This is a genomic window from Arcanobacterium phocisimile (assembly GCF_016904675.1).
Classification (GTDB): Bacteria; Actinomycetota; Actinomycetes; order Actinomycetales; family Actinomycetaceae; genus Arcanobacterium; species Arcanobacterium phocisimile.
This window is the reverse complement of record NZ_CP070228.1, coordinates 481,199-503,556: the sequence shown is the minus strand read 5'-3', so window position 1 is coordinate 503,556 and position 22,358 is coordinate 481,199. Positions and strand designations below refer to the sequence as shown.

20 protein-coding genes, 1 tRNA gene and 1 pseudogene are annotated in these 22,358 nt (G+C 52.0%); 10 read left to right on the top strand and 12 right to left on the bottom strand.

Annotation, left to right across the window (positions count from 1 at the left end):
* The first annotated feature begins 1 nt into the window (after nt 1).
* Entirely contained in the window at nt 2-2,533 is a 2,532-nt protein-coding gene (locus tag JTE88_RS02145; protein ID WP_204425076.1) for an ABC transporter permease, read from the top strand.
* A 118-nt stretch (nt 2,534-2,651) separates the two neighbouring features.
* The gene (locus JTE88_RS02140; RefSeq protein WP_204425074.1) at nt 2,652-2,900 is read left to right on the top strand and encodes a WhiB family transcriptional regulator; all 249 of its coding nucleotides are present in this window, start codon (nt 2,652-2,654) and stop codon (nt 2,898-2,900) included.
* Nucleotides 2,901-2,936: 36 nt separating this feature from the next.
* Here the strand turns inward: JTE88_RS02140 and JTE88_RS02135 are convergent, their stop codons facing one another.
* Nucleotides 2,937-4,364, bottom strand: coding sequence for a sensor histidine kinase (locus tag JTE88_RS02135; RefSeq protein WP_204425073.1), 1,428 nt, complete (start codon nt 4,362-4,364; stop codon nt 2,937-2,939).
* A gap of 37 nt (nt 4,365-4,401) precedes the next feature.
* Here JTE88_RS02135 and JTE88_RS02130 point away from each other — a divergent pair, with 37 nt between their 5' ends.
* Genes JTE88_RS02130 through JTE88_RS02115 form a run of 4 tightly spaced genes read left to right on the top strand, consistent with a single transcriptional unit; the run spans nt 4,402 to nt 6,966 of the window.
* Complete coding sequence (locus JTE88_RS02130; RefSeq protein ID WP_204425072.1) at nt 4,402-4,896, top strand: DUF2505 domain-containing protein; 495 nt, start codon at nt 4,402-4,404, stop codon at nt 4,894-4,896.
* Nucleotides 4,896-5,696: a thymidylate synthase gene (locus tag JTE88_RS02125; RefSeq protein ID WP_204425071.1), complete on the top strand. Its 801-nt coding sequence runs from the start codon at nt 4,896-4,898 to the stop codon at nt 5,694-5,696. The genes JTE88_RS02130 and JTE88_RS02125 overlap by 1 nt, the downstream gene beginning before the upstream one ends.
* 23 nt (nt 5,697-5,719) lie before the next feature.
* The gene (locus JTE88_RS02120) at nt 5,720-6,256 is read left to right on the top strand and encodes a dihydrofolate reductase (protein WP_204425070.1); all 537 of its coding nucleotides are present in this window, start codon (nt 5,720-5,722) and stop codon (nt 6,254-6,256) included.
* Between the two features lie 38 nt (nt 6,257-6,294).
* Nucleotides 6,295-6,966, top strand: coding sequence for an FMN-binding negative transcriptional regulator (locus tag JTE88_RS02115; protein WP_204425069.1), 672 nt, complete (start codon nt 6,295-6,297; stop codon nt 6,964-6,966).
* A gap of 5 nt (nt 6,967-6,971) precedes the next feature.
* Here the strand turns inward: JTE88_RS02115 and JTE88_RS02110 are convergent, their stop codons facing one another.
* From JTE88_RS02110 to JTE88_RS02065, 9 genes and pseudogenes are all read right to left on the bottom strand, one after another.
* Nucleotides 6,972-9,170: an FtsX-like permease family protein gene (locus JTE88_RS02110; protein ID WP_204425068.1), complete on the bottom strand. Its 2,199-nt coding sequence runs from the start codon at nt 9,168-9,170 to the stop codon at nt 6,972-6,974.
* Between the two features lie 3 nt (nt 9,171-9,173).
* Nucleotides 9,174-9,839 carry an ABC transporter ATP-binding protein gene (locus JTE88_RS02105; RefSeq protein ID WP_204425066.1) on the bottom strand — a complete coding sequence of 222 codons (666 nt, stop codon included), beginning with the start codon at nt 9,837-9,839 and terminating at the stop codon, nt 9,174-9,176.
* On the bottom strand, nt 9,827-10,357 hold the full coding sequence (locus JTE88_RS02100; protein WP_204425064.1) for a PadR family transcriptional regulator: 531 nt from the start codon (nt 10,355-10,357) through the stop codon (nt 9,827-9,829). Before JTE88_RS02100 ends, JTE88_RS02105 begins: the two co-directional genes overlap by 13 nt.
* Nucleotides 10,358-10,428: 71 nt before the next feature.
* Nucleotides 10,429-10,869, bottom strand: a complete 441-nt coding sequence (locus tag JTE88_RS02095; RefSeq protein ID WP_204425062.1) for a pyrimidine dimer DNA glycosylase/endonuclease V — start codon at nt 10,867-10,869, stop codon at nt 10,429-10,431.
* Nucleotides 10,870-10,991: 122 nt separating this feature from the next.
* Nucleotides 10,992-11,279 carry a hypothetical protein gene (locus tag JTE88_RS02090; protein ID WP_204425061.1) on the bottom strand — a complete coding sequence of 96 codons (288 nt, stop codon included), beginning with the start codon at nt 11,277-11,279 and terminating at the stop codon, nt 10,992-10,994.
* A complete protein-coding gene (locus tag JTE88_RS02085) occupies nt 11,260-12,897 on the bottom strand; it encodes a heavy metal translocating P-type ATPase (RefSeq protein WP_204425060.1) in 1,638 nt (545 codons plus the stop codon). Before JTE88_RS02085 ends, JTE88_RS02090 begins: the two co-directional genes overlap by 20 nt.
* Nucleotides 12,897-13,301: an ArsR/SmtB family transcription factor gene (locus JTE88_RS02080; protein WP_204425059.1), complete on the bottom strand. Its 405-nt coding sequence runs from the start codon at nt 13,299-13,301 to the stop codon at nt 12,897-12,899. The genes JTE88_RS02085 and JTE88_RS02080 overlap by 1 nt, the downstream gene beginning before the upstream one ends.
* A 361-nt stretch (nt 13,302-13,662) precedes the next feature.
* Nucleotides 13,663-14,906 (bottom strand): annotated as a pseudogene (locus JTE88_RS02070) (ISL3 family transposase).
* Between the two features lie 246 nt (nt 14,907-15,152).
* A tRNA-Met gene (locus JTE88_RS02065) sits at nt 15,153-15,226 on the bottom strand.
* A 199-nt stretch (nt 15,227-15,425) separates the two neighbouring features.
* Between JTE88_RS02065 and JTE88_RS02060 the strand changes: the two genes are divergently transcribed.
* Genes JTE88_RS02060 through JTE88_RS02050 form a run of 3 tightly spaced genes read left to right on the top strand, consistent with a single transcriptional unit; the run spans nt 15,426 to nt 17,316 of the window.
* On the top strand, nt 15,426-15,812 hold the full coding sequence (locus tag JTE88_RS02060) for a GntR family transcriptional regulator (protein ID WP_239519539.1): 387 nt from the start codon (nt 15,426-15,428) through the stop codon (nt 15,810-15,812).
* Nucleotides 15,809-16,564, top strand: a complete 756-nt coding sequence (locus JTE88_RS02055; RefSeq protein ID WP_204425057.1) for an ATP-binding cassette domain-containing protein — start codon at nt 15,809-15,811, stop codon at nt 16,562-16,564. The genes JTE88_RS02060 and JTE88_RS02055 overlap by 4 nt, the downstream gene beginning before the upstream one ends.
* Complete coding sequence (locus JTE88_RS02050; protein WP_204425056.1) at nt 16,561-17,316, top strand: hypothetical protein; 756 nt, start codon at nt 16,561-16,563, stop codon at nt 17,314-17,316. The genes JTE88_RS02055 and JTE88_RS02050 overlap by 4 nt, the downstream gene beginning before the upstream one ends.
* 78 nt (nt 17,317-17,394) lie before the next feature.
* Here the strand turns inward: JTE88_RS02050 and JTE88_RS02045 are convergent, their stop codons facing one another.
* Entirely contained in the window at nt 17,395-20,442 is a 3,048-nt protein-coding gene (locus JTE88_RS02045) for a UPF0182 family membrane protein (protein ID WP_204425055.1), read from the bottom strand.
* 139 nt (nt 20,443-20,581) lie between these two features.
* Here JTE88_RS02045 and JTE88_RS02040 point away from each other — a divergent pair, with 139 nt between their 5' ends.
* Nucleotides 20,582-21,130, top strand: a complete 549-nt coding sequence (locus JTE88_RS02040) for a PPA1309 family protein (RefSeq protein WP_204425053.1) — start codon at nt 20,582-20,584, stop codon at nt 21,128-21,130.
* 47 nt (nt 21,131-21,177) lie between these two features.
* Here JTE88_RS02040 and JTE88_RS02035 read toward each other — a convergent pair whose 3' ends face one another.
* Nucleotides 21,178-22,308: a YlbL family protein gene (locus JTE88_RS02035; RefSeq protein WP_204425052.1), complete on the bottom strand. Its 1,131-nt coding sequence runs from the start codon at nt 22,306-22,308 to the stop codon at nt 21,178-21,180.
* Between the last annotated feature and the right edge of the window lie 50 nt (nt 22,309-22,358).

The following is a 22,358-nucleotide window of genomic DNA, read 5'->3' as shown; positions in this document are numbered from 1 at the left end:
AATGCTGGCATTTGTTTTTGAGCATTTAGTCTCCTTCTGGCGAATCTACCTCTTGCCAACGATCGTTACAGCAATATGCACTATGTTACTTTTGCTCGGAATTTCTACGTTGGAATACATGCAACTATCTGTACCGTTCTCTGCGAAAGCCTCGGTACCAGAAGCCGACATCCGTGTGTATAACAGCGCGCTTCCTGGCGATAGCTTCCTAACCGCATTAGAAGAGATCGATGTGGTAAAAACTGCTTATTCCCCTACCCCACTATGGGGGATGGTCATGACAGATTCGGCTTCAGCGCAATTAAATATCAAATCAGTCCCACCGAAGGCTATGCGCGTCGAAGATTTCTATATCGGAGCTTATCCTACTTCTGCCGATGAAATAGCCCTACCTGTTGCAGTTGCTCGCCAGCTTCATGTGGCGCCTGGTGACGAGGTAGTATTATCTCTTCCTTCCGTTGGGGATCACGGTCTTGTTCGCCGGGCGAAAGTAAAAGGCTTATATGCATATAGTCCACTGAATCCTGATTTCCATTCATTATTTAATGCAATTTCTGGGATGAATATGCGTGAGCTGTGGCGCACGACAGAGGGACTCAAACGTGTTGGAGAATCCGGAATACTCTTATCTGGCCACCGCGGAGTACCTTTGGCGAGGCTAAAAGAGGCTGTTTTACGAATCCCTGGCACAGTCGTTGTCAACCGCAACGAGACATACGCTGAAGAATTCAGGAAAACTCAGAACTTTGTCACAAGCCTAACGATACTGGCTCGTGGTTTGCTGACAATTCCAATCCTGATCGCTGGGATAACCTGGTTTTATTCAGCCCGCAGTATTCTGCGCTCACGACAAAAGGACTTTGCACTGTTATCCTCTTTAGGGTCATCTACTGCGAAGCTTTTTTCAATTGCAGTATTACAGATGATGGGCATAGGCGCAGCCGCAGTTGCAGTAGGCATCTTTTTCGGCAATATGTTAACAACACCGATTTTAAACATATTGCAGGGCCTGCCTGGATCGCACTTCTTCTTGCCCTTTTTCCAGCCGTCACTACAACTGTCTTTCATCTCGACAGTATTCATGCTAGGTGTGCTGTTGGCATCTACCGCGCCCTCAGCGTGGAATCTCGTGTACTTTCTACACCAACCCAACTATCGCGGTTCGACTACACCAAGTTTACTCCCATGCCTAACACGTTGGCTTGCATCGGTCGCGCTCGGTACCAGCATCATTATATTTGCCGGGATCGTTACCCGCGGTAACCATGTCACAGCGACGTGGTCTTCGTATTCCGCGCTCTTTGCATTGATGACTATTTTTGGCATTGTCACGTTAGCTCTACTTACCCATCTATATATGTCCAACTGGTTGCGCACCACGGTTTTAAGGCTCGATATTTCATTATCCCGGTTTATGCGTCAACAGCCGAAGACTGCTAAGAAAACCACATGCACTGGGCTGTTTAGCGCACGACTGCTTGTTTTGTGTATTGCAGGTTTTGTCGTTGTGATAACGACTCATTCTTCGTCAGCTGCACTTATTGAACATATTGCCGGACAAGTAAGCCCATATGACATTAGTGTACGAACTGACGAAAATAGCGAGTCGGAACTGAGCGATGAACTCATCGCGATGGTCGATACCTATCCAGGAATTAAAAACTCTCTCGTGGTCTATTCGGCAAGTGTTTCTCTGTCTTCTCCCATTAGTAAATCCTCGACAGTGATCGATGTTCGCGCTGTGGATCGAGACGATTCTATTGAGTATTTTGCAGATGATTCGCATGCCGATGTTCCCCAAAGTGGGGTTATTCGAATTCCACGAGATTTGATGAGTGTCTTAGAAGTCGAAAATGGGGATGTCATTACTTTTCAAGGAGTCAATAACGGAGCTGTCCCATTGACAGTCCAACAAAGTTCTACCCCGTGGGTCGTGATGGAACTTCAGGATTTTCAGCACATTCAACATCCACTGATTCACGATGAGCTATGGCTTAAGACAACAGAAAAGAATAAACATCAGCTATCATCATTTTTTACCCGTTTCCGATCGGCCGTTTTAGGCACTCAACTCCGCGGTGGAATCCGAATACACTCAGGCATCACTGGTGAAACTCTCACTATTGCCGAACGTCCTCATTGGACTACGCCCATTCTTGCATTTTTAACCGCATCGAGCTTGCTTACCGCATTGGTCGTTGTTCTCATGAGTACCCCGCGAGCAAACCGCTTCGCAAAGCAAAACTCACGGCTACGTGCCAGCCTCGGCATTTCGCCGATGTCTCTACATATCAACAACATCGTTGAAATAGTAGGTTTCGTTCTCATTGATACAATCATCGGGATTGGATTGGGACTCTTAGTCATGCCACCACTATGGTTCTATCTACTCGGTTTGAAATATGCAGAAAGTTTGATTATTCCACTTAACCAGATCCTCCTTCTTGGTGGAGCAATTGTGCTGTTAGCTATCGGTTTTACCCTCATACGCCCGATATTCCACGGACCAAAATCCCTCGTTTTAACCAACTAATATGTGACCTATACCTACCCAGACAAACGTCACAGTTCCAGCTCTTTATAATCGTCGTAAAACCTGCCAAGGTATCCATATATAACAATGACGATGCTTGGAGAGTTGATAAAATCTGATGGATTGGCGACACGACGCTGCATGTCTGGATGAAGATCCGGAGCTGTTTTTCCCGGTAGGGAGTTCTGCAGCAGCTATGGCACAAACTGAGCGCGCTAAAGGTATCTGCTGTACTTGCGATGTAGCCGAGATCTGCTTGCAGTGGGCGTTATCTACCAATCAAGACGCTGGTGTGTGGGGTGGCCTTTCCGAAGACGAACGACGCAGCGTCAAACGCCATAGCATCCGAGCTCGACGGATCTCCTAATCCACCAAGTTCTCCACACGATCTCTTACGGTTGAACTAGGGTTTCATCGCCATCGTGATAGTGACCACGGTTCCGCTAGGTTCTCCTGGCTCCCAGTCAATCCGCCCATGGAGTTCTGATGAGACCATGGTTTTGACGATCTGAGTTCCTAAACCTGATCCTGGTCCCGAATCTCCAATGCCCACGCCGTCATCACTGACCGTCACCGTCAATTCGTTTCCATCACGCAACGCATCGACGCTCACATGCCCGCCACCGACTAAACCGTGCTCGACCGCATTGGAAATAATTTCGTTAAGCACCACAGAGAGCGCGGCAGCCTCCTCCGCGCGAATAAGACCAAACGAACCAGTAAACGACGACGTTACTTCAACGTCGTTCACTGCAATATCAACTGCCATCTTCAGCACTGGAATAAATAGCTCGTCGAAATCCACGACTTCATTGATCGTTTGCGAAAGTTGTTGATGAACCAACGCGATAGTTGCAACGCGACGCTGAGCAGTAGCAAGTGCGATGCGTGTTTCTTCTGTGGACGCTCGGCGCGACTGCAACCGAAGCAAGGCTGATACAGTCTGCAGATTATTCTTCACACGGTGGTGGATTTCGCGGATCGTTGCGTCTTTTGTGATCAGTTCCTTTTCTTGCCGTCGTAACTCTGAAACATCGCGACACAATAGCATTGCGCCAAGCCGTTCTCCCCCGTTACGCAATGGTACGGCTCGCATCGAGACTGTCACGGAGTGTGCTTCCACCTCAGCCATCCAAGCAGCTCGCCCCATCAGGACCACGGGGAGTGACTCATCTACCGATGAGTAGTCATCAATTTTTTCAGTGAGGAGTTCCGCTAAAACTCTATCGTGGAGCGGCACATCTACCCCGATACGCCGGAAGTGGGAGATCGCGTTCGGCGAGGCGAAAATAACGACGCCATCTTCGTTTAAGTGGATAACACCATCAGAAACACGTGGCGTACCGTGTCGATAACCTGACGGGGCTTCCGCATACGGGAACTCTCCTGTGCTAATCATTCTCGCCAAGGCTTGGGCAATCGCATCGTAGTTCTGTTGGGCGTGTGAGAGGACACGGTCTGGAAATAACGCATTAATGGCAACGACGACTGCAATGTAATGCCCTCGATAGCGAACGGGGATAAAGGTTGTTTCGACTTCGTCATCGCCCCAGGTCACTACTTCGCCACTGGTTAAAGCCGCATCAATACCTGGCAGATAGGAGCGTTCAGCAACTTCTCCAACAGAGTCCGTCTCGAAAAGAGTAGTAGCAGTTGCCGGACGCGCTTGAGCAGCGATGACTGGCCCATCAACAGTAGCAGTCACCAGTAGGAGGTCTGCAAAGAGGATATCAGCAAGCATTTGCCAGTCGCCGGTGAGCATGTGAAGCCATTCGCGCTGATCAAATGATAGTGCGGTTCGTTGTTGCAAAATATTTGTTAGTGTAGGCACAGTTCAACAATAGTGGGAAATAGTGTTGAATAGGAGTATGAACATCACACATGATCTGCACTATGGTGGAACCCTCACTGAGGTTCTTGAGGTTTTACGCTCTGAGGAACTTGTTTTCCGTCGTTTACAGGAAGTCGGGAATCCGGATTACGAATTAGTTCACGACGACGTTGAGGGCAAGGCACGTACCACGTTGACAGTTATTGCTGGTCCGAATCAGATCCCCGATCAGCTATCTATGTTTTTAGGTAAAAGCGCAACGGTGACAATCACGAGTGTGGAAACCGTAGCCGATGCTGGTGCGCAGATCGACTACCGTGTTTCGAGCAAACTTCCAGTCAAGTGCGTTGCTCGGATACTGCTGGTTGATACTGGCAGTGGCACTGCCGGAAAACTCGAGCTACAACTTAACGTGACGGTTCCGTTTGCCGGTGCGATGATTGAGCGTGGCATCGAGAGTAAGGTCCCCGAGATCTTAGTCAAGGACACTGCTCTTGTTAACGAACTGTTAGCCAAGCGGAGCGAGCAGTAATGATCAATCGGCAGTATGAGGATCTGTTGGCCGATGTGTTAGCTAACGGAGATAAGAAGACTGACCGTACTGGTACCGGAACCCTATCGGTGTTTGGCCGGCAGATGCGGTTTGATTTAAGCCAGGGTTTCCCCCGGATCACCACGAAGTTTGTGGCGATGAAGTCCATCAAGGGTGAGTTGTTGTGGTTTTTAAATGGCGAGACCAATATTGGTTGGCTCAGGGAGCACGGCATCACTATTTGGGATGAGTGGGCTGACGACGACGGCGAACTTGGCCCGGTCTATGGCTACCAGTGGCGTTCGTGGCCAACTCCGTCTGGAGAGCATATTGACCAGATTTCGCGCGTTATTGAGCAGTTGCGAACCACTCCGGATTCTCGGCGCATGATTGTGAGTGCGTGGAATGTGGCAGATTTGGATGAGATGGCGTTGCAGCCGTGCCATGCGTTTTTCCAGTTCTATGTGGCTGACGGGAAGCTGTCTTGCCAGCTTTATCAACGCTCCGCCGATCTATTCCTCGGGGTGCCGTTTAATATTGCCTCATATGCGCTGCTGACCCATATGGTCGCCCAACAAGTTGGTCTCGACGTGGGCGAATTCGTGTGGACGGGTGGAGACTGCCATATTTATCTCAACCATCTTGACCAGGTACGTGAGCAGCTTTCACGCGAACCCTACCCCTTCCCTACGTTGGAGTTGCGCAAGGCTCGCGATATTTTCTCCTACACGATGGATGATATTTCGGCGGCGAACGGCTACCAACATCATCCTGCTATTGTGGCTCCGGTTGCAGTCTGAGCGTGTTGGAGGCGAGGGAAGTTATGCGAATTGGCGCGATTTGGGCGCAAGCTAACGATCGAGCAATGGGCAAAGATGGCACCATTCCATGGTATCTTCCGGAAGATATGCGGTTGTTCCGTCAGATAACGACCGGTAGCCCGGTGATTATGGGGCGTTCGACGTGGGAATCGTTGCCTGAGCGAATGCGCCCGTTGCCGAACCGGACGAATATTGTGCTGACGCGTGCAGAAGATTATGACGCTCCTGGGGCGCTGTTGGCCCATAGTATTGATGAGGCGTTGGCGGCTGCCGCTTACTGCGAAGCCGATTTTTGTTGGGTTATCGGTGGCGCCCAGATTTATCAGGCGTTTCTCGACACATGCGACCTCGCGGTTGTCACGCATATTGATCTCGAGGTGTCCGGCGCAGATACATTTGCTCCGGTTCTTCCAACCGGTTGGCAGCCGCTTTGCTCCGATACACTGACGTCGGAGAAAGGATTAACGTATCAGGTCTGCGGTTATCTCAATCCGTGCTCTTCACTATCTGAGGATCACATCCGTCAGCTTTTACCGTAAGCTGCCAAGCTAGTTCTCGCCACTTTCGAAGGATTTTCATGTACGTCGCTCATCAACATATGCTCGATCCGCAAGCTGCTCTCGCTTACGCCAGCCGTATCGGCGTTGGGGAACTGATCACTACTGGCGAGCATGGTATTAACGCAACGCGCGTCCCGTTCGTCGTCATCGACAAAGATGGTACGCACGTTGTGCAAGCTCATTTGAACCGAGTAAATCCGCAAGTTCACGATTCTGGCGATGCGCTACTGATCGTCACTGGAGCTGACGCGCACGTCCCCGGGCACTATCTACCGCCAGAAAAACCTGGATCAGTTATGCCTACCGCGCCTAGTTGGGATTATGTGACGGTTCATATTCGGGGCGCGTTCCATACGTTCGACGACGACGCCTGGAAACACGAACATTGGCAACAACTCGTTGCACATCATGAACCGGTATGGACGATGGCTGATAGTCAGCCCCATCGGATTCAGCGAGCCTACAGCGCCATCGTAGGAATAGAACTTGCTGTTACTGAGGTGGTTGGCAAAGCCAAACTTCATCAAAACCTGTCCTCCCCTGATTTAGCGAACCTTGCTGATTCTATGGAAGCAGGCGGCGCGGAGGAGGTCGCGCGCCTCATGCGTGATATTTCTATCCCGTGGGCACAGGCCCGGGAGGCGCGTGTTGGCAAAGCACTAGATTTGCGTGCTAAACACGAATTCTGATCCCCTTACTCTTGTCTGTTTGTTGCCGGTTGGGTGATACGGCGCATCGCCGGAGACAGCGCAACAATCGCACAACCAGCAAGGACCAACGCACAGATGAGGACTGCGACGAGGACCGGGTCGAAGGTAGCATCGAGGGTCGAGGAGAATATCTGGAGCATCACCCAGGCAGCACCGAACCCGAGTGAGCTGGCAATAACCAGCATCGTCGTCAACGGCCCAACGGTTTCGATGAGCATCATGCGGGTAATGTTTTTGGGTTGCATTCCGCTGAGTCGAAGCGTGAGCAGGGAACGACGGCGTTCAAGCAAACCAGCATAGGTTGATACCAGCATCGATATAATTGCGACGGCGATTGTTCCGGCAATGCCGAAGTGAACCAAGTAGGTCAGCAAAATAATGGCATCTACTCCAGCAAACGCGGATTTGTCACCAGCGGAGAACATCCAGATATTCTCTTCGTTGTTTTCTAACTGGTGTGTCCGCGCTAGCAAGGAACGGAACTGTTCTAGCTGGCCTGGGTCACGTAGTTTTGTCACTACCGTATACTGTGTGCGGTCGGTTGCTGCCCCATACGCCGATCCCACATGTTCCTTGAAATCTGCGAGGCTAGTGGCGCTCACTTGTGCTTGTTCGTTGGTCTTCGATGCCCACAGGTTGACGCCAACGACACCATCGGCGCAAGAAGTATCAATGTAGTCATTGACTACCTGGCAGTCAAATACTGTCCAGGCACCTGCAACCAACGGGAAAACATGGCTTTGTTCGATGGTCGGTTCAGCTTGTAGCAGTTCGTTGAGGCGCTGTGCCGGTGCGTCGTCGTCGAAACCGAGAATGACTGAAGTACCCGAGTTCAACGAGTGGACGGTTTGCGAAGCGCGGGCAAAAACATCATCTGTTTGGGACACGGCAGTGAGGAAGAAGGAACCTGCGAAAACTGCGAGTACCACACCGGAAACTGAACGTGAGATTCGTGAAGCATGTGCTTGGACATACGTCAGACCAATAATCGTTGGCGCAGAGCGGGCCCAGCGAGCACTGATCCGTGCCACGCTATAGGTTAGCCACGCACTAGCGACCACTAAGCCGACCATCATGCCGATAACGGCCCCTATCAAAATATATGAATCATTAATAACGCCGGAATTATAGTCCACCACTGCATACTCGTAAGCGATCGCACCGATGCTCACTGCAAGTGGTATGAGCCGTAACCAATGCGGTTTGCGAGTGGTTGTTTGCCGGCGCATCACACCTAGTGGTGACACATGGATGTGGCGCATCCCCCAGCTGTGGGCAAGGACCACTAAGACAATTGTTGCGATGGCAACGCCGCCTGCTTGGAGCGGGGTAATCGCAAAGTTGTTTGCCCACAATCGCATGCCGTCGATCCCAATGGTTGGGAAGATTGGGCGCACTGCCATAAACAACGCCAGTCCGAGTATATAGCCGATCACTGCGCCAACCATTGCTTCCATGACTAGTATTCGCATAACTTGCCCACTGGTGGCACCGACGAGCCGCAGTGCAGCATAGCGTTGTTCGCGTTGCACACTGCCGAGTGTTGCTGAGATTGAGATCAATAGCAAAACGGGGAAGAGAATAACGATCAGCCCGAGGTACATAATAACGACGCTGACTTTGATCGATTCTGGTGGTGCTTGGGAAAAATCAGAGATTACTACCCCGGTATCGCCGAGGTATGCGCCACGAATAACGAGCAGATCATCTGGGCCGGCTGTTAATTCCTGTGGCAGATTTCCGATATCGGTTACCCCAAAGCGATCGTGAAGTTGGTATTCCGGATGGTCTTCCATAAGAGTTCGGACCCCAGCCGAAACGAGATATTCTCCAGGAGCTGGCCACGTTACAGCATAGAGCTCTGGGGCGTTCACGGTGGCCGAGGAATCGACTATGACGCCGCGGATCTCACTGGCACCGACTTTCATGAGCGGGTTGAAGTCATCTTTTGCTACCCGTACAGAATTGGCTGGATCGGGTGCCGGACGGCCTCCTTCTTGGGCATCCATTTCGTCACCAATACTTCGTAACCATAACGACGGCGAGTCAACAGATAGCGCATTATGAAATGAGGCAGCAGTCAGCAAGAGCATGACACCGAGTGCCACTGCCCCGGCGATCAGCACGAGGCGTCCTTTGGTGTGTGCTAGGGAGGTGCGCAGGAGTGTCCACGATAGATACATTGTTTATCCCTCCAGCAGTCCGTCGCGCACAACGACTTCCCGATCGGCATAGGCTGCGATCAGTGGCTCATGGGTGACCATAACGACCGTCATTCCGGTTGTTCGGACAATGTCCATAAACATGGCCATCACGGTTTCGGAGTTGAGCGAGTCGAGGGATCCGGTAGGTTCGTCGGCGAAAAGGATGGATGGTTTTGGGCACAGCGCCCGGGCAATAGCGACTCGTTGAGCTTCGCCACCGGAGAGTTGACCGGGAAGGGATTGGGCGTGTTCGAGCAATCCAACGGTGTCTAACCATTTATTGGCCTCATAGTAGGCTTTGGATTTTGATTTGCCATCAAGCAGGAGTGGCACGGCAACATTGTCACGTGCGGTGAGTTCGGGGACAAGTTGGGAAAATTGGAAGACGAAGCCGAAGTCCCGCCGGCGCAGTATTGTGCGTTCTGATTCGCTCATGGTGGTGAGTTCACGTCCGTTAACCTGGATTGTGCCAGAATCAGGGAGTTCGATACCAGCGAGGGCGTGGAGCAACGTGGATTTTCCAGAGCCGGATGGTCCCATGATAGCGAGGGCTTCGCCGCGCGTGACGTCGAGCGATATTCCGCGCATGGCGCGAGTTGTGCCGTAGGTTTTGGTGAGATCGCGGGCGGTGAGGATTATTTCAGGCATAGTTCTTCCTTGAGTGTGTTGAGGCGGGCAGAGGCAAGTTCGATCCAGCGCAGGTCAGCTTCGATATGAAAAATTGCGTTATCGAGGAGGAGTTTTTCAGCCATCGGTGCGTCTTTTTTGCGCCGGGTAAGGTCGCGCATGCGTTCGAGATGTAGTTTGCGTTGAGCGCGTAGGTAAGGTGCGGCATCGCCTTCGACGATGAGGGCGAGGACTGTTTTTCCGTACATGGTTGCTTGTAGTGTTGGGGACGGCACTTCTGGGGTATTGAGCCATTCGACGACGGCGTCGCGGCCGGCTTGAGTTAAAGCGTATCTGGTGCGACTAGGGCCGTTGGATGCGCCGTCGTCGTCGACTTCGATCACTTTGGCGTCGCGTAAGAGGCGAGCCAGGGTGGAATAGACTTGACCAGGCAGAATTGGTTTGTCGCCGGCGAACAGCTGATCATAGAGTTTTTTCAACTCATAGCCGTAATTTGGTTCTTGGGTGAGCAGACCAAGGAATGCGTACTGGACTTCCATACAACCCCCTATACACTGAGTGACTAATTCCTCTAGTCACTCAGTGTATAGGGGGTTCATTGTGAAATCAACTAGATTTTCTCCCACGACTCAATATCGCCTGGAACCACAACAAAAACTGGGTGGGCAGTAAAGGAGTCGTCAATCCACGGCTGCTCGGTGAGCAGATGCTCAGCGCGTCGAGCAACTTTACTGCGTAACCAACGTGCCTCATAAGCCAATTGCCCATCCGTCACCGGGATCTGAATATCAGATAGGCTCTGTGGAGAATGCAAGATTTTCGACTGGTCGAAATTGTAGCCACGGCGAGTGGCGTCCTCATAAAGCCCGGTCAGCCACGCGCCGATAGCCAACATTGGATCGGAATGTTCGCGGAATCGTTGCAACTGCGGATGGTCACGATAACCTTTGGTTTGACCGGCAAGGACTTTTTGCGCGAGCAGTCCTTCACGCCATCCAGCAATCAACGCTGCACGATCTAAATTACTCGGATGTAGACTCCACAACCGCACGTGTATCCTCCAGTTTTTCAGACATAACTGTTACCCAGCACCGACTACCACCCAGGGCGCCTACTTCTACAGAAACTCAGCGTCCGCCGTCGTTAAACCGTCTGAGCAACTACTAGCCTACCCTATCGACTTACAGCGCCTCGCGGGAAGCGACCGGCACGCAAGCCGTTGAGGATTACTAATACTTCACCAAACTCGTGAACGAATACGACCATCGCTAATCCAAGCACGCCGGTGAGCGCCAACGGCAACAGCCCAAGGACGATCAGCAACGAGAACCCAATATTTTGATCGATAATACGCCGGCAACGTCGGCCGTGAGCAAATAGTTGCGGCAGAATAGTGAGCTCCTGACCAGCGCAGGAAATATCTGCGCTCTCGACGGCGACGTCAGAGACGTGGGCTCCCATCGCGATTCCGACACGTGCCTGAGCTAATGCGGGGGGCGTCGTTGATTCCGTCGCCGATCATCGCCACCTGTTTCGTTGTGCTTAACCGCTGGACGGCCGCAGCTTTTTCTTTCGGTTTAAGCTGGGCTTGGACATCGGTGATTGCGGCGTGGTTGGCAAGCGTGCGGGCGGTGGCAAGGTTGTCTCCGGTGAGCATGGTTGTGCCAATGCCGGCGGCGTTGAGTTCAGCGACTGCCCTAGCTGCTTCTGGGCGTAGCTCGTCGCGTACCACTATTGCGCCGATTGTTTCATTGTTTCGCGCAACGACGACGATGGTGGCGCCTGCATCTTCAAGTTCGGCGACGCGGCTGGCAAACTGCTGTGGGGCGAGCCAACGGGAGTTGCCAACGGCGATTCGTTGGCCATCCACTGTGCCTTCCATGCCAGCTCCGGGTACTTCGCGCGCGTCATGGACAACGGGTGCGTCATGGATAGCGGGCGCGTGTGGTTCGGCGGATGGCGCGGCGTCGAGAACGGTGGCGTCAGACGTAGCATCGTCAGGCGCAACGGCTGTTGCGATTGCACGCGCAATCGGGTGATGACTGTGCGTTTCCAGCCGGGCGGCGAGCGCGAGTATCTGCGCTTCGGTGTAGCTCGGGTCGGTGAGAATCTCGACGACGACGGGCTGGTTATTCGTGAGCGTTCCGGTTTTATCAAAGGCGATGTGGTTGATAGATCCGATTTCTTCGAAGGCGGAGCCGGAGGTAAAAACGATGCCCTTTTTGCTCACCGCGCCGATTCCAGAGATAACGGTGATGGGCACTGAGATCCCTAATGCGCGCGGCGAGGATGAGCACACCAAGCACGAGTGGGCGGGCGAGACGGTCTGCGATTCGCGCGCGGTCACCTTTGATGTTTTGAGCTTTTCTACGAGTTCGACGACGGCGGTGAGCGAGTTGCGGCTGCCAGGTGCGGTGGCGTGAATGTGGAGGACACCAGACTGGTTGATCGAGCCTGCGTAGACAGTATCGCCTGGCTGGACGTTGACTGGGATTGATTCGCCGGTAACTGCTGAAACATCGAGACGTGAGGTTCCCTCATGAACTATTGCATCAGTTGGTATCCGTTCGCCGGCGTGGACGCGCAAACGATCTCCGGGAAGAATTTCTGATACATCGATCTGAGTGTCTTTTCCATCCTGACCGATGCGGGTTGCGTTAGTCGGTAGCAGATCGAGCAAGGAGCGTAGGCTGTGGCGGGCGCCGGTCATTGCCCGATGCTCGAGCGCTTCGGCAACAGAATAGAGGAATGCGAGGCCAGCTGCTTCTTCGACCATGCCAAGTAGAACCGCGCCAATAGCGCTCAGCGTCATCAGGACGCTAATACCGATTTTCTTAGACGCTAGTTTAGTGAGGGCTTCAGGAACAAACTGTCCGGCACCGAGCAATAGCGATATCCAAGCTCCCAGCGTTCCGAGAATATTTCCGGCGAAGAACCAGCTAGTGGCGATGCTCAGCACTAGGAAGAGCCCGGCGAGCATGGAGATTTGCAGGTTTCGATCGCGCCACCAGAGAGCTAACTCGCGGGTGTCTGTGTCGGTGTTGACTGGCGTCGCTGGTGTTGCACAGCAGGTGTCCATTAGCAGCACTCCCCTTCGATGTGCGACGTCGGTGTAGTGCGGTTCGACGTCGTTACGTCCTTATTCGACGCCGGCGACTTACGCAACAGGCAAACCTCTGGCGTCCGTTCGTCGTCAATCTCCGAAACACTATCGAGAAGTGCACTGAGATGTTGGATTATGCCGGCATCGACCACGCGATATTTGGTTTGGCGCCCTTCTTGTTCAGTTGTGACCAATCCACAACCACGTAGGCATACCAAATGGTTTGACACGTTCGCACGAGTCAGGCCCAGCTCCCGCGCTAAAACGGCAGGGTAATTCGAGGCGTGCAGAAGGGAGATCAGGAGCGCTGAGCGAGTGGGATCGGACATCGCTCGACCTAGCCGGTGCATCACGTCAAGTTGTTTTGGCTCAAGAGCCATACGAGCACTATACAGCGACTGCTGAACTATTGGAAGGTGATAAAAACTCAGTAGCCCACATTCATTACTGACGAACACATCTTCACTTGCACACCTAACAAAGCGGCTCTTCGCGTTTTAGCGGGGTGAAACGTTGTTACTCGGTGGGTTTACAGGCCTAGTATCAGGTGCTGGTGTAGTGATTTTAACGTTAGTAGCTGTGTTTTCGTTGTCGTTAATGTGGCGGTGATGAGATTTTTAGTGGCCCGGAATAACTATACAAAAGTAAGCAACATACATTGTCTTTGTTAACCCGTTGGTGTTAGTGCGTGGAACACTCGATGATAGAAAATGCCTTGTGATCTTCTCACTGGTAAACAGGTTACACGAAGATATTATGCAGCAGTCTCCAGTTAGGTTTACCGGCATACAGTAATGCACGAATGCGATAGTTGTTGAAATTCGTGAACCCAAATCCGATACGTTTAATACGTTTGATGAGATTGTTTAACGCCTCGGTGATGGAATTAGAAAGATGCGTTTGATGATACGCCAAGATTTGAAGCTGCCATCGTTGTAGCGTGCGTCCTAGCTGCTGAATTTCTGGGGGCATAGCCACATCCAGGCATGTTTGTATCAATTCTGCAAGCATGGTGGTCGCAACACCAAGATCTGTTTGCTGATAAAACTCTCGTAAGCGTTTATCCGATACGCAATCGCTACTTCAGCGTGAGGATCTCCTAACACAAGCATGCTTTCTAGACGCTGGACCATTGCTGGCAGTAGTTTTTCACTACCATATGTCAGTAAACGCCGAATCTTGTATAAAGGATCTTTTTTATGCCCACGGTGTCCCAAGGTCTGATTTTGCACGCGTCTACGTACAGTATCTAACACACGATTGGCTAACGTAATCACATGGAAATGATCAGCTATTTGAGTTGCCTGAGGTAATACCACGTTATACACAGCACGGCATGTTGGGCTCATGTCTAAAGTGGCATAGCGGATTCGTGCTTTCCAAGCGTTGGGCTGGTCTTTTAAATAGCGGGCTACGTCTATGTAGTTACAGCTTGGGATAATATCAATAATTTGATGATGCTCGACGTCACATACCGTAGTGACATAACTTGTGCGGTGTCCTTGTATGCGAACGAAACTTGTTTCATCAAGCCCGATTGCGTGAGTCTTGTTTAAACGCTTACGGTCTGCTTGTAGTAACACTTGACCATACATAGTTACTGCATCATTGACTGTGTGCCAAGAACACCCAAGATCAGCTGCGACTTCGCTAATTGTTCGTCCCATGCCTACTTGCCGGGTCGCCCATTTAGCTGCCCTGGTAGTCATCTGGCAACGTTGAGCAGCAATACGTTTATCTTGACTTGTCCATGAACCAACATCACATGCAACGTTTGGACAATACAAGCGGTGCTTACGCCATAACAAGCTCATAGACCGACCATAGACAGGTAAATCTATATACCGCACTCTTGGCCTTTCTTTAACGCGTGCAAGACTTTCACAACGCGGGCATGTTGGTCTCTTAAGGACTTGTTCAATTTCGATTTCCTGTTGAGAGCCATAACGGTAATACGCCAAGACGCGAATATCTTTCAAACTCACAAGCCGAGCAAGAATTACGGTAGGATCATAAGCGGTGAAGATAGTTTCAGGTTTTTGATTCACACTCTAAGCATGAACTACCTTCACCACTTCTGCATCCCCACACCCCGCTAAAACGCGAAGAGCCGCTAAAACGCGAAGAGCCGCTAAAACGCGAAGAGCCAACAAAGCTCAGCCCGCTCTAGCGAAACCATATTGAACAAAATAAAATCCCTGAACTCTGATGAGTTCAGGGATTTTGTCTAGTTGCGGGACCAGGATTTGAACCTGGGACCTCCGGGTTATGAGCCCGGCGAGCTACCGAACTGCTCCACCCCGCGTCGGTACTTACTAGTTTAGGAGGATGAGGCGTTAAGTTCAAGATAGGAATAGGTGCCCTTTCTCACGTAACACGATTTGCCCACACTCCACACTCCGCGCTCCGCAACCCACTTAACCGAAATACATCGAACCACTTGACACCACATATGTTATGTGGTTAATTAGTCATGCAACTGACCAGCTAACGAGGTGATATATGTGAATGAAGAAAATCCTCTGCGTTTTGATTCAACCACCCCGATCTACCTACAGATCGCCGAAGATATTCGCCACAGAATTCTCGACGGCGATCTCAAACCTGGAAGCCAGCTCATGTCCACAACACAATACGCGACGAATTATCGCATCAACCCAGCAACTGCCAATAAAGCATTTGCGGTTCTGCAGTCTGAAGGCCTGGTCTACAAGCAACGCGGAATCGGCATGTTCGTCACTGAAGATGCCCCTACCCTGCTGCGCGCATCCGGCCAAAAAGAATACGTCGAATCCATTCTTTCCCCCGCAATCCACCACGGCCTTGCGCTCGGCTTCGATTCATCCAGTATCCAAGACTTCGTTCAGTCAATATTGAAGGAGCAACAATGACCTCCACCCCGCCATTAAAAGTCATTACCGAGAATGCCGGATATTCTTATTTCCGTCACCGCGCACTCGACTCACTATCCACCACGTTTGAAGCCGGCACAATTACCGGCTTGCTCGGACGCAACGGATGCGGAAAATCCACCCTAGCTATGGTGCTTGCCGGGCAGCTCAAACACAGCGGACACGTCCAGATGCAGTGGGACGGGCAAACCTCGTCAGCACCGATCTGGGACAATGGCAAACTCATGCGTCATGTGGCACTGGTGTCCGATGAAACCTCAGTTTTTGGTGATTGGAAGATACGAGATACTCTAGATTTATGGCAAGCCACCCGACCACACTTCGATCGCGAGTATTGCCTTGAACTCCTCGATAACTGGTCGATCAGCCCCAAGCGCAAACCAGCCAAACTTTCTCGTGGCCAAAAGTCAGCGTTCTTTGCATCCCTCGGCTTAGCTTCTCGTTGTGCCTTAACAATTTTCGACGAAGTCCATCTCGGTATGGACGCAGTCATTCGACAAGAATTCTACGATACTTTATTGGCCGATTACGTCACGCATCCGCGTACCATCATTATCTCTTCACATCTGGTCAATGAGATCGAAAACATTATCGAAAATGTGGTGATCCTTGACCACGGCAAGCTCAAAGAAGTCGGCGACGCCGATCGCTTACGAGCTAAATACTCCACCAAATCTACTCTCGCATCACTTACCGACGTTCTTATCGCAGCTACTGGGAGGAACTCATGAACCTCATCGCACGTCTTATTTCCACTCGGCAACTACGTTCGATCCTACTCGGAACCCCGTTTATCGTGACCGGGATTTATATCTTCAACCTCATACTTGGCGTCCAATTCTCCGTCAGAATGAACTCATCTCCAGAGCACACCCAATTCTTCAACGTTTCGATATCGGGCGCGGAAGACGGGACGGTACTTCTGGGCTCGTCTCAAGTGTCGGACATTCTTGAAGTAACAACCATTATGTTGGCTAGAACACTGCCGTTGATTATCGTAATTACTACACTAACAACCTTCACAACAAGCATACGCGCCTGGTTAGGTGCTGGTGTTAATCGTCGAACAATCTTCGCTATCTGCCAAGTATTCATTGGTTTCTTTTCTTTATTCGCGACTACCCTCACGGCAGCACTCATGGGCGGATTTTCTGTCACTGGCCTGGCAAGCTTTACCAGTTTCTCGCTCGAGACAGTGCTGTATACATTCTTACTCTACGTAGTGCTCTTAGAACTCACCCTTCTCGGTACGGCCGTTTGCCTTCGGTTTCCACTGTGGATCGCTCTCACCTTGATTTTCGGTGTACCCTTCGCTTTTGCTCTCTTCATCGGAAACGTTGCCAGTGGAGTCCTACATATATCCCTCGATCTGGATCTGACAAATAGCGTCCCACTCCGAACCGCCGTATCACTTGGTATCAGCCTGATCATGGCGTCACTGAGCTGGTTCACCCTATTCCGGCTACCAATGCGGCGCGGATAAAGCTTCACGACGAACACCGCACACGATCAACAAAAATGGCGAGCATATTGCTCGCCATTTTTGTTTGCTAACTACCCATCACGGTTGCTTCTGTGCATCAACTTCTTGTTGTGCTTGCGCAGCTCGGGTAATAGCTTCGTTGAGTTTCTTTTGTGCCTCACCATAGGCCGCCCAGTCGCCCGACTTCAATGCGGCATCAGCTGACTTGATTGCTTCCTTCGCGTCATTAAGAGCCGCGCTCAAATCAGCAGCTGGCGTACCTGCTGGGGCTGTTGGTGCGGCTGGTGCTGGCTTGGTTGGCTCAGCTGGCTTCGCCGCATCGGCAACGTCGTCAGTTCCAGGAACCTTAACTTTGTCACCATCAACTGGTGCCGCCTTATCGCCCACGATGTTCGCATCGCCTGCGTTCACGCCAGCGTCACCAGCAAAGACCATATCCAACGATTCTTGCAGCGTAGGAGCAAATCCCACGGAGTCACCAAAGAGAGTCAGCACATACTGCAATGTCGGATACTGTGTACCCTTCGACGCCTGAACATAGACCGGCTGAACATAAAGCAGTCCGCCACCGACAGGCAAGGACAACAAGTTACCTTCAAGAACCTTGGTGCCACCTTGACGCAACAGGTTCAAATCTGTTGACACCTTCGGATTAGCAAACATCGTGTTCTGTGCCTGGCCAGGGCCTGGAACAGTTAAGTCACGCGGTAGTTCAAGAAGCCGCAGCTTTCCATATCCCGGCGCAATCTTGCCAGTCTCATTGCCGGCATTAGAATCAGCAGCCAAGAAACCAGTCATCACGTTACGCTTGGTGTTTCCACCAGGGATATAGGAGGTTGACAGTGAGAACGACGTCTCTTCCTGACCTGGCATCTGCAACGTCAAATAGTACGGTGGCTGTGCCGGAGCATTCACATCATTCTCCGACTGGCCAGTTGGTTCGCGTGGAATCTGCCAGAAGTCACCACCGGAGTAGAACGACAACGCGTCATCAACGTGGTAGCGGGCCAACAAGCTACGCTGCACATTGAACAGATCCTTCGGGTAACGCACGTGAGCAATCAAATCACCTGGCATCTTGGCCAACGGAGTGACCTGACCCGGGAAAATACCTTGCCATGCCTTCAAGATCGGGTCTTTTTCATCCCACTGGAAGAGCGTCACCTTGCCATCATAAGCATTGACAACTGCCTTTACCGAGTTACGAATGTAGTTAATCTCGTTCGTGCCTCCGGCGATCAACGCACCAGATCGGTTGGTGGCATCACGGGTAGTCTCATCAAGAGTCTCGCGAGCCGAGTACGGATAGTTGTTCGACGTCGTATAACCGTCGATAATCCATACGAGTTCAGATGGCGTATCCGGATTTGAATCCATATCGACCACTGCTGGAACAGCCTTCGAATCAAGCGTCAAATATGGTGCAACCTTAGCAACGCGCTGATGTGGGTCGCGGTCGAACAGAATCTGCGATTGATCCGTGACACGATCCGAGAAGAACAATTCAGTAGAACGGTACTTGATCGCAAACATGAGCTTAGACCAGATGTTGCCAATCGACGGACCGCCGTTACCGGTGTAGGTGTTATTGACCTGACCGTTGGGAGCATTATCGTTTGGATAATCGAGCTCCCACGGTTCGGAAGATTCCGGCGCACCCACGATTGAGTACTCTGGGGATTGCTGGCCGAAGTAGACGCGTGGTTCGAAATCTCCGAGCTCACCAGTGGACGGAATTCCCGCTTCCCAGAACGCTGGATCACCCTTAGAGGTAACCGTATTTCCATATGCGGCAGCGACGCCAAAACCGTGAGTGAAGACCGTGTGGTCATTAACCCAGGATCGGCGTTCGTCATCCAGACCGGCTAAGTTCAATTCGCGCACTGCGATCACAGTGTCACGCAATTCGCCATCGATCGTGTAGCGATCGACAGTGAGCGGCGCCTTAAACGAATAGTATTGACGGTTCTGCTGAAGTTGGTTGAACGACGGATCAACGATATTTGGATCCAGCAGACGAATCTGTGCAGTGGTCTGCGAATCTTGACGCAACTGGCCAGCCTCAACCGTGGTACGAGCTTCATACTGTTGGGTCTCGACGTCGGACAAACCGTAGGCTTCGAGGGTTGCGTTGATATTGCGCTGGATGAATTCTGATTCTAGTTCAGCTGCGTTCGGATCAACCTTGAAGCGTTGCAACAGCGCCGGATAGGCGGCATTGACAACTAAGGCCACTGCAAATACCGAAGCAATACCGACAACGGCTGGCTTCCACTTGCGGACGATGCCGGCGTAGAGGAAGAGCACCACCACGAGTGCGGTCACAATCGCCAAAATGGTGAGACCGGGCTGCGATGCATTGATATCAGTGTAGGTCGCACCCGAGAAACGCTGCTTGTTGCCCAGCAACAAATTGTAACGATCCAGCCAGTAGTTCCCGGCAAAAAGCAAGGCTCCTACCGCGAGCAAAATACCTATATGGAGCTGAGCTTTGCTCTTCAAATGCGGACGATTTCCCTTGAACTCAAACGCTCCGGTCACCCAATATCCGGCAATTGAGGCCATCAAAGACAACAACAGTAGCGTGCTGACGAAGCCCAACAGGATCTGCAACGCTGGCAATGAGAAAACAAAGAATGAAATATCGAGCCCGTACTCTGGATCGGTAGCTCCAAAGGATGTGCCGTTGAACCACAGCAAGAATGTCCGCCACGTAGTTGACAGGCCAGCACCGAATAACGCACCGACTGCCAACGGGATAAGTCCGAAAGTAACTATCGAATGACGGCGCAACCACTCAACGTTGCGCGCCAACGGATTAGTTGAAACAACGACGTCGGCGTTTGCTGGCGCTTTGCCAAACGATACTCGCAAGTTAATGGCGAAAACGAGTGCAGCTATCAGCGTGCCGATAGCGCCAAGACCGATTGCTGCACCGTATTGAGTCCAGAAGACGCGGGCAGCGCCAACCTGGTCAAACCACGCAAATTCTGTCCAGAAATCAGCAAAAATCACAAGGGCAAAAACGATCACGCCCAACACGATTAAAGTTGGTCCGAACGCGCCACCAGGAAGCTTGCCCGGCTTCGGATTGGGACGCGAGATATTCGACGTCGGTGTTGTCACTGCGATGTCCTTCAGCTCGATACATTATTTATACAGACGCATAAATACTTTCCTTAACCGTATCTTACTTGCCCGCGTACTTAAAGGGCATATGAGAGTCTAGAGATATGCCAGTGGAGAAATATGGGACAATTAATCTATGACACGTGAACTCACACAACAATTACGCGCCTTGCGCGATGCCACTATCGATATTGAACGCCATGTTGCTACCGGCGGTTGGGATGCACCGATTCGGCTCTTTGCTCTTGTCCGTGCCCAAGCTGCGCTGGCGAAGAATCCCGAACTTGCCGACGAGCTTCCAGCTGACGTTTCGGCTCAATCGATTACTGATCCGCAGTTGTTGTTCTCCGTAGAGCAAGAAGGACTTCCGCAAACGTCGTCGCTTGAGGAACTTCTTGGGCAGATTGTGTGGCCCGACGACGTCGATGGCGCAGCGCTATCGGTCGAACGGATCGTGTTACCGCCGTCGGCAGAAAACGATATTCCGCAAGATCCTCATGAAGCGTTGGAGTATCTGCGCAAGCACCCCGATCGGCAAGATGTCCGCATGGTGGTTGCCGCGTTGCGCGAAGGTCAAACCTGGAGTGTGATTCGGATGCGTTCGCATGATTCGGATGCGGATGTGCTCTCCGGAGAAAACCTGGTTGAAGGTCTCACCGCCGCCCTGCAGTCAACGTTTGAGTAACCTGCGTTCGCAGCTGAGCAATCCGCGAACGCTACTGCCCGCGAGCGCTACTGGGTGATCTCCACTGGTTCTGGAACGGCAGAGCACGGCGTGAGATCTGAGGTATCTCCCTTGCCGATCGCTTCAACTGCATGGATCGAATCGTCGATCGTGCGCACTGCCCACACGTTCATTCCAGCCGGAATATGGCCGGTGGTTTCATAACAATTCGATGCCGGGGCTAAGAAATTTTCGGCTCCGGCATCGCGGGCACCAACGAGTTTTTGCGCAATACCGCCGATCGGCATGATGGTGCCGTCCCATGAGAGCGCACCGGTACCGGCGATCACGTGGTCGCCTCCGAGTGAGCCCTCGGTGAGCTGATCATAAATCTCAACCGAGAAAATATTTCCTGCACTCGGCCCACCGATGCCGTCGATAATATAGTTGGCTTGGGCTGGCATGGTCACATCGGTGACGTTTATCAATACTCCCATCATCGAGCCCGGGCGCACACTACCGTCGAAGTCTGGTTGGCGTTCGACGGTGACGACCGGAACGGTGAGTTGTTCGCCGTCGCGCTCAATCGAAACACTCAATTCTGTACCGGCTTCAACACCGGTTAAGAAGCTCGTGAGCTGGCCGAAGGTTTTGACCTCCAGCGGCTGGTCCATCTGCGGGCTACGAACTGCTCGGATCACATCACCTTCAACGAGTTTGGCTTGATCGTTCGTATTGGCTGCGACCACCAGGTTCATCGTCACGTCCAACCCGGCGCGTTCCATCGCCACTGCCGCCGCAGTGTCTTGCGAGGACGCCATCATTTGCTGATCTCGCGCCGAAATCTCTTCCGCACTTTGGTCCGGAGCATACAACGCGCGGATCGGAACAATCCGGGCTGCGCTATCGAACATCGCTGCCATCACTGTGGAACCGTTCGCACCTGATTCGGCAGAACCATAGGCGGAGACCGTCGTCATCAATAAACGGGTATCCGAAGGATACGTTGGTTGCCCGGTTACTTCAACGATGGGCTCGCCTTGATATTCGCCGCTGACGTCGTCTGCCGGGCCGGGACGCATCACAATAAAACTTGTGGGCATCAGTAACGCGGCCAACAAGAAGATGCCAAAAATGAGCGCCGGGATGGCCGGCGATTTCACCGGTTGCGGCGCAGGAGACCAAGACTTTGTATTCACACATCTATCATGCCCTAGTGCGTGCGGGACTGGGGAGGTCGTTCGCCCTG

What these genes read in the sequence shown, in the direction of transcription:
- JTE88_RS02050 (WP_204425056.1), top strand. Translation starts at nt 16,561, where the DNA reads ATGAACCTCATCGCACGTCTTATTTCCACTCGGCAACTACGTTCGATC.
- JTE88_RS02105 (WP_204425066.1), bottom strand. Translation starts at nt 9,839, where the DNA reads ATGCCTGAAATAATCCTCACCGCCCGCGATCTCACCAAAACCTACGGC.
- JTE88_RS02090 (WP_204425061.1), bottom strand. Translation starts at nt 11,279, where the DNA reads ATGGGAGCCCACGTCTCTGACGTCGCCGTCGAGAGCGCAGATATTTCC.
- JTE88_RS02040 (WP_204425053.1), top strand. Translation starts at nt 20,582, where the DNA reads ATGACACGTGAACTCACACAACAATTACGCGCCTTGCGCGATGCCACT.
- JTE88_RS02080 (WP_204425059.1), bottom strand. Translation starts at nt 13,301, where the DNA reads ATGGCTCTTGAGCCAAAACAACTTGACGTGATGCACCGGCTAGGTCGA.
- JTE88_RS02085 (WP_204425060.1), bottom strand. Translation starts at nt 12,897, where the DNA reads ATGGACACCTGCTGTGCAACACCAGCGACGCCAGTCAACACCGACACA.
- JTE88_RS02110 (WP_204425068.1), bottom strand. Translation starts at nt 9,170, where the DNA reads ATGTATCTATCGTGGACACTCCTGCGCACCTCCCTAGCACACACCAAA.
- JTE88_RS02120 (WP_204425070.1), top strand. Translation starts at nt 5,720, where the DNA reads ATGCGAATTGGCGCGATTTGGGCGCAAGCTAACGATCGAGCAATGGGC.
- JTE88_RS02140 (WP_204425074.1), top strand. Translation starts at nt 2,652, where the DNA reads ATGGATTGGCGACACGACGCTGCATGTCTGGATGAAGATCCGGAGCTG.
- JTE88_RS02130 (WP_204425072.1), top strand. Translation starts at nt 4,402, where the DNA reads ATGAACATCACACATGATCTGCACTATGGTGGAACCCTCACTGAGGTT.
- JTE88_RS02125 (WP_204425071.1), top strand. Translation starts at nt 4,896, where the DNA reads ATGATCAATCGGCAGTATGAGGATCTGTTGGCCGATGTGTTAGCTAAC.
- JTE88_RS02100 (WP_204425064.1), bottom strand. Translation starts at nt 10,357, where the DNA reads ATGGAAGTCCAGTACGCATTCCTTGGTCTGCTCACCCAAGAACCAAAT.
- JTE88_RS02115 (WP_204425069.1), top strand. Translation starts at nt 6,295, where the DNA reads ATGTACGTCGCTCATCAACATATGCTCGATCCGCAAGCTGCTCTCGCT.
- JTE88_RS02145 (WP_204425076.1), top strand. Translation starts at nt 2, where the DNA reads ATGCTGGCATTTGTTTTTGAGCATTTAGTCTCCTTCTGGCGAATCTAC.
- JTE88_RS02055 (WP_204425057.1), top strand. Translation starts at nt 15,809, where the DNA reads ATGACCTCCACCCCGCCATTAAAAGTCATTACCGAGAATGCCGGATAT.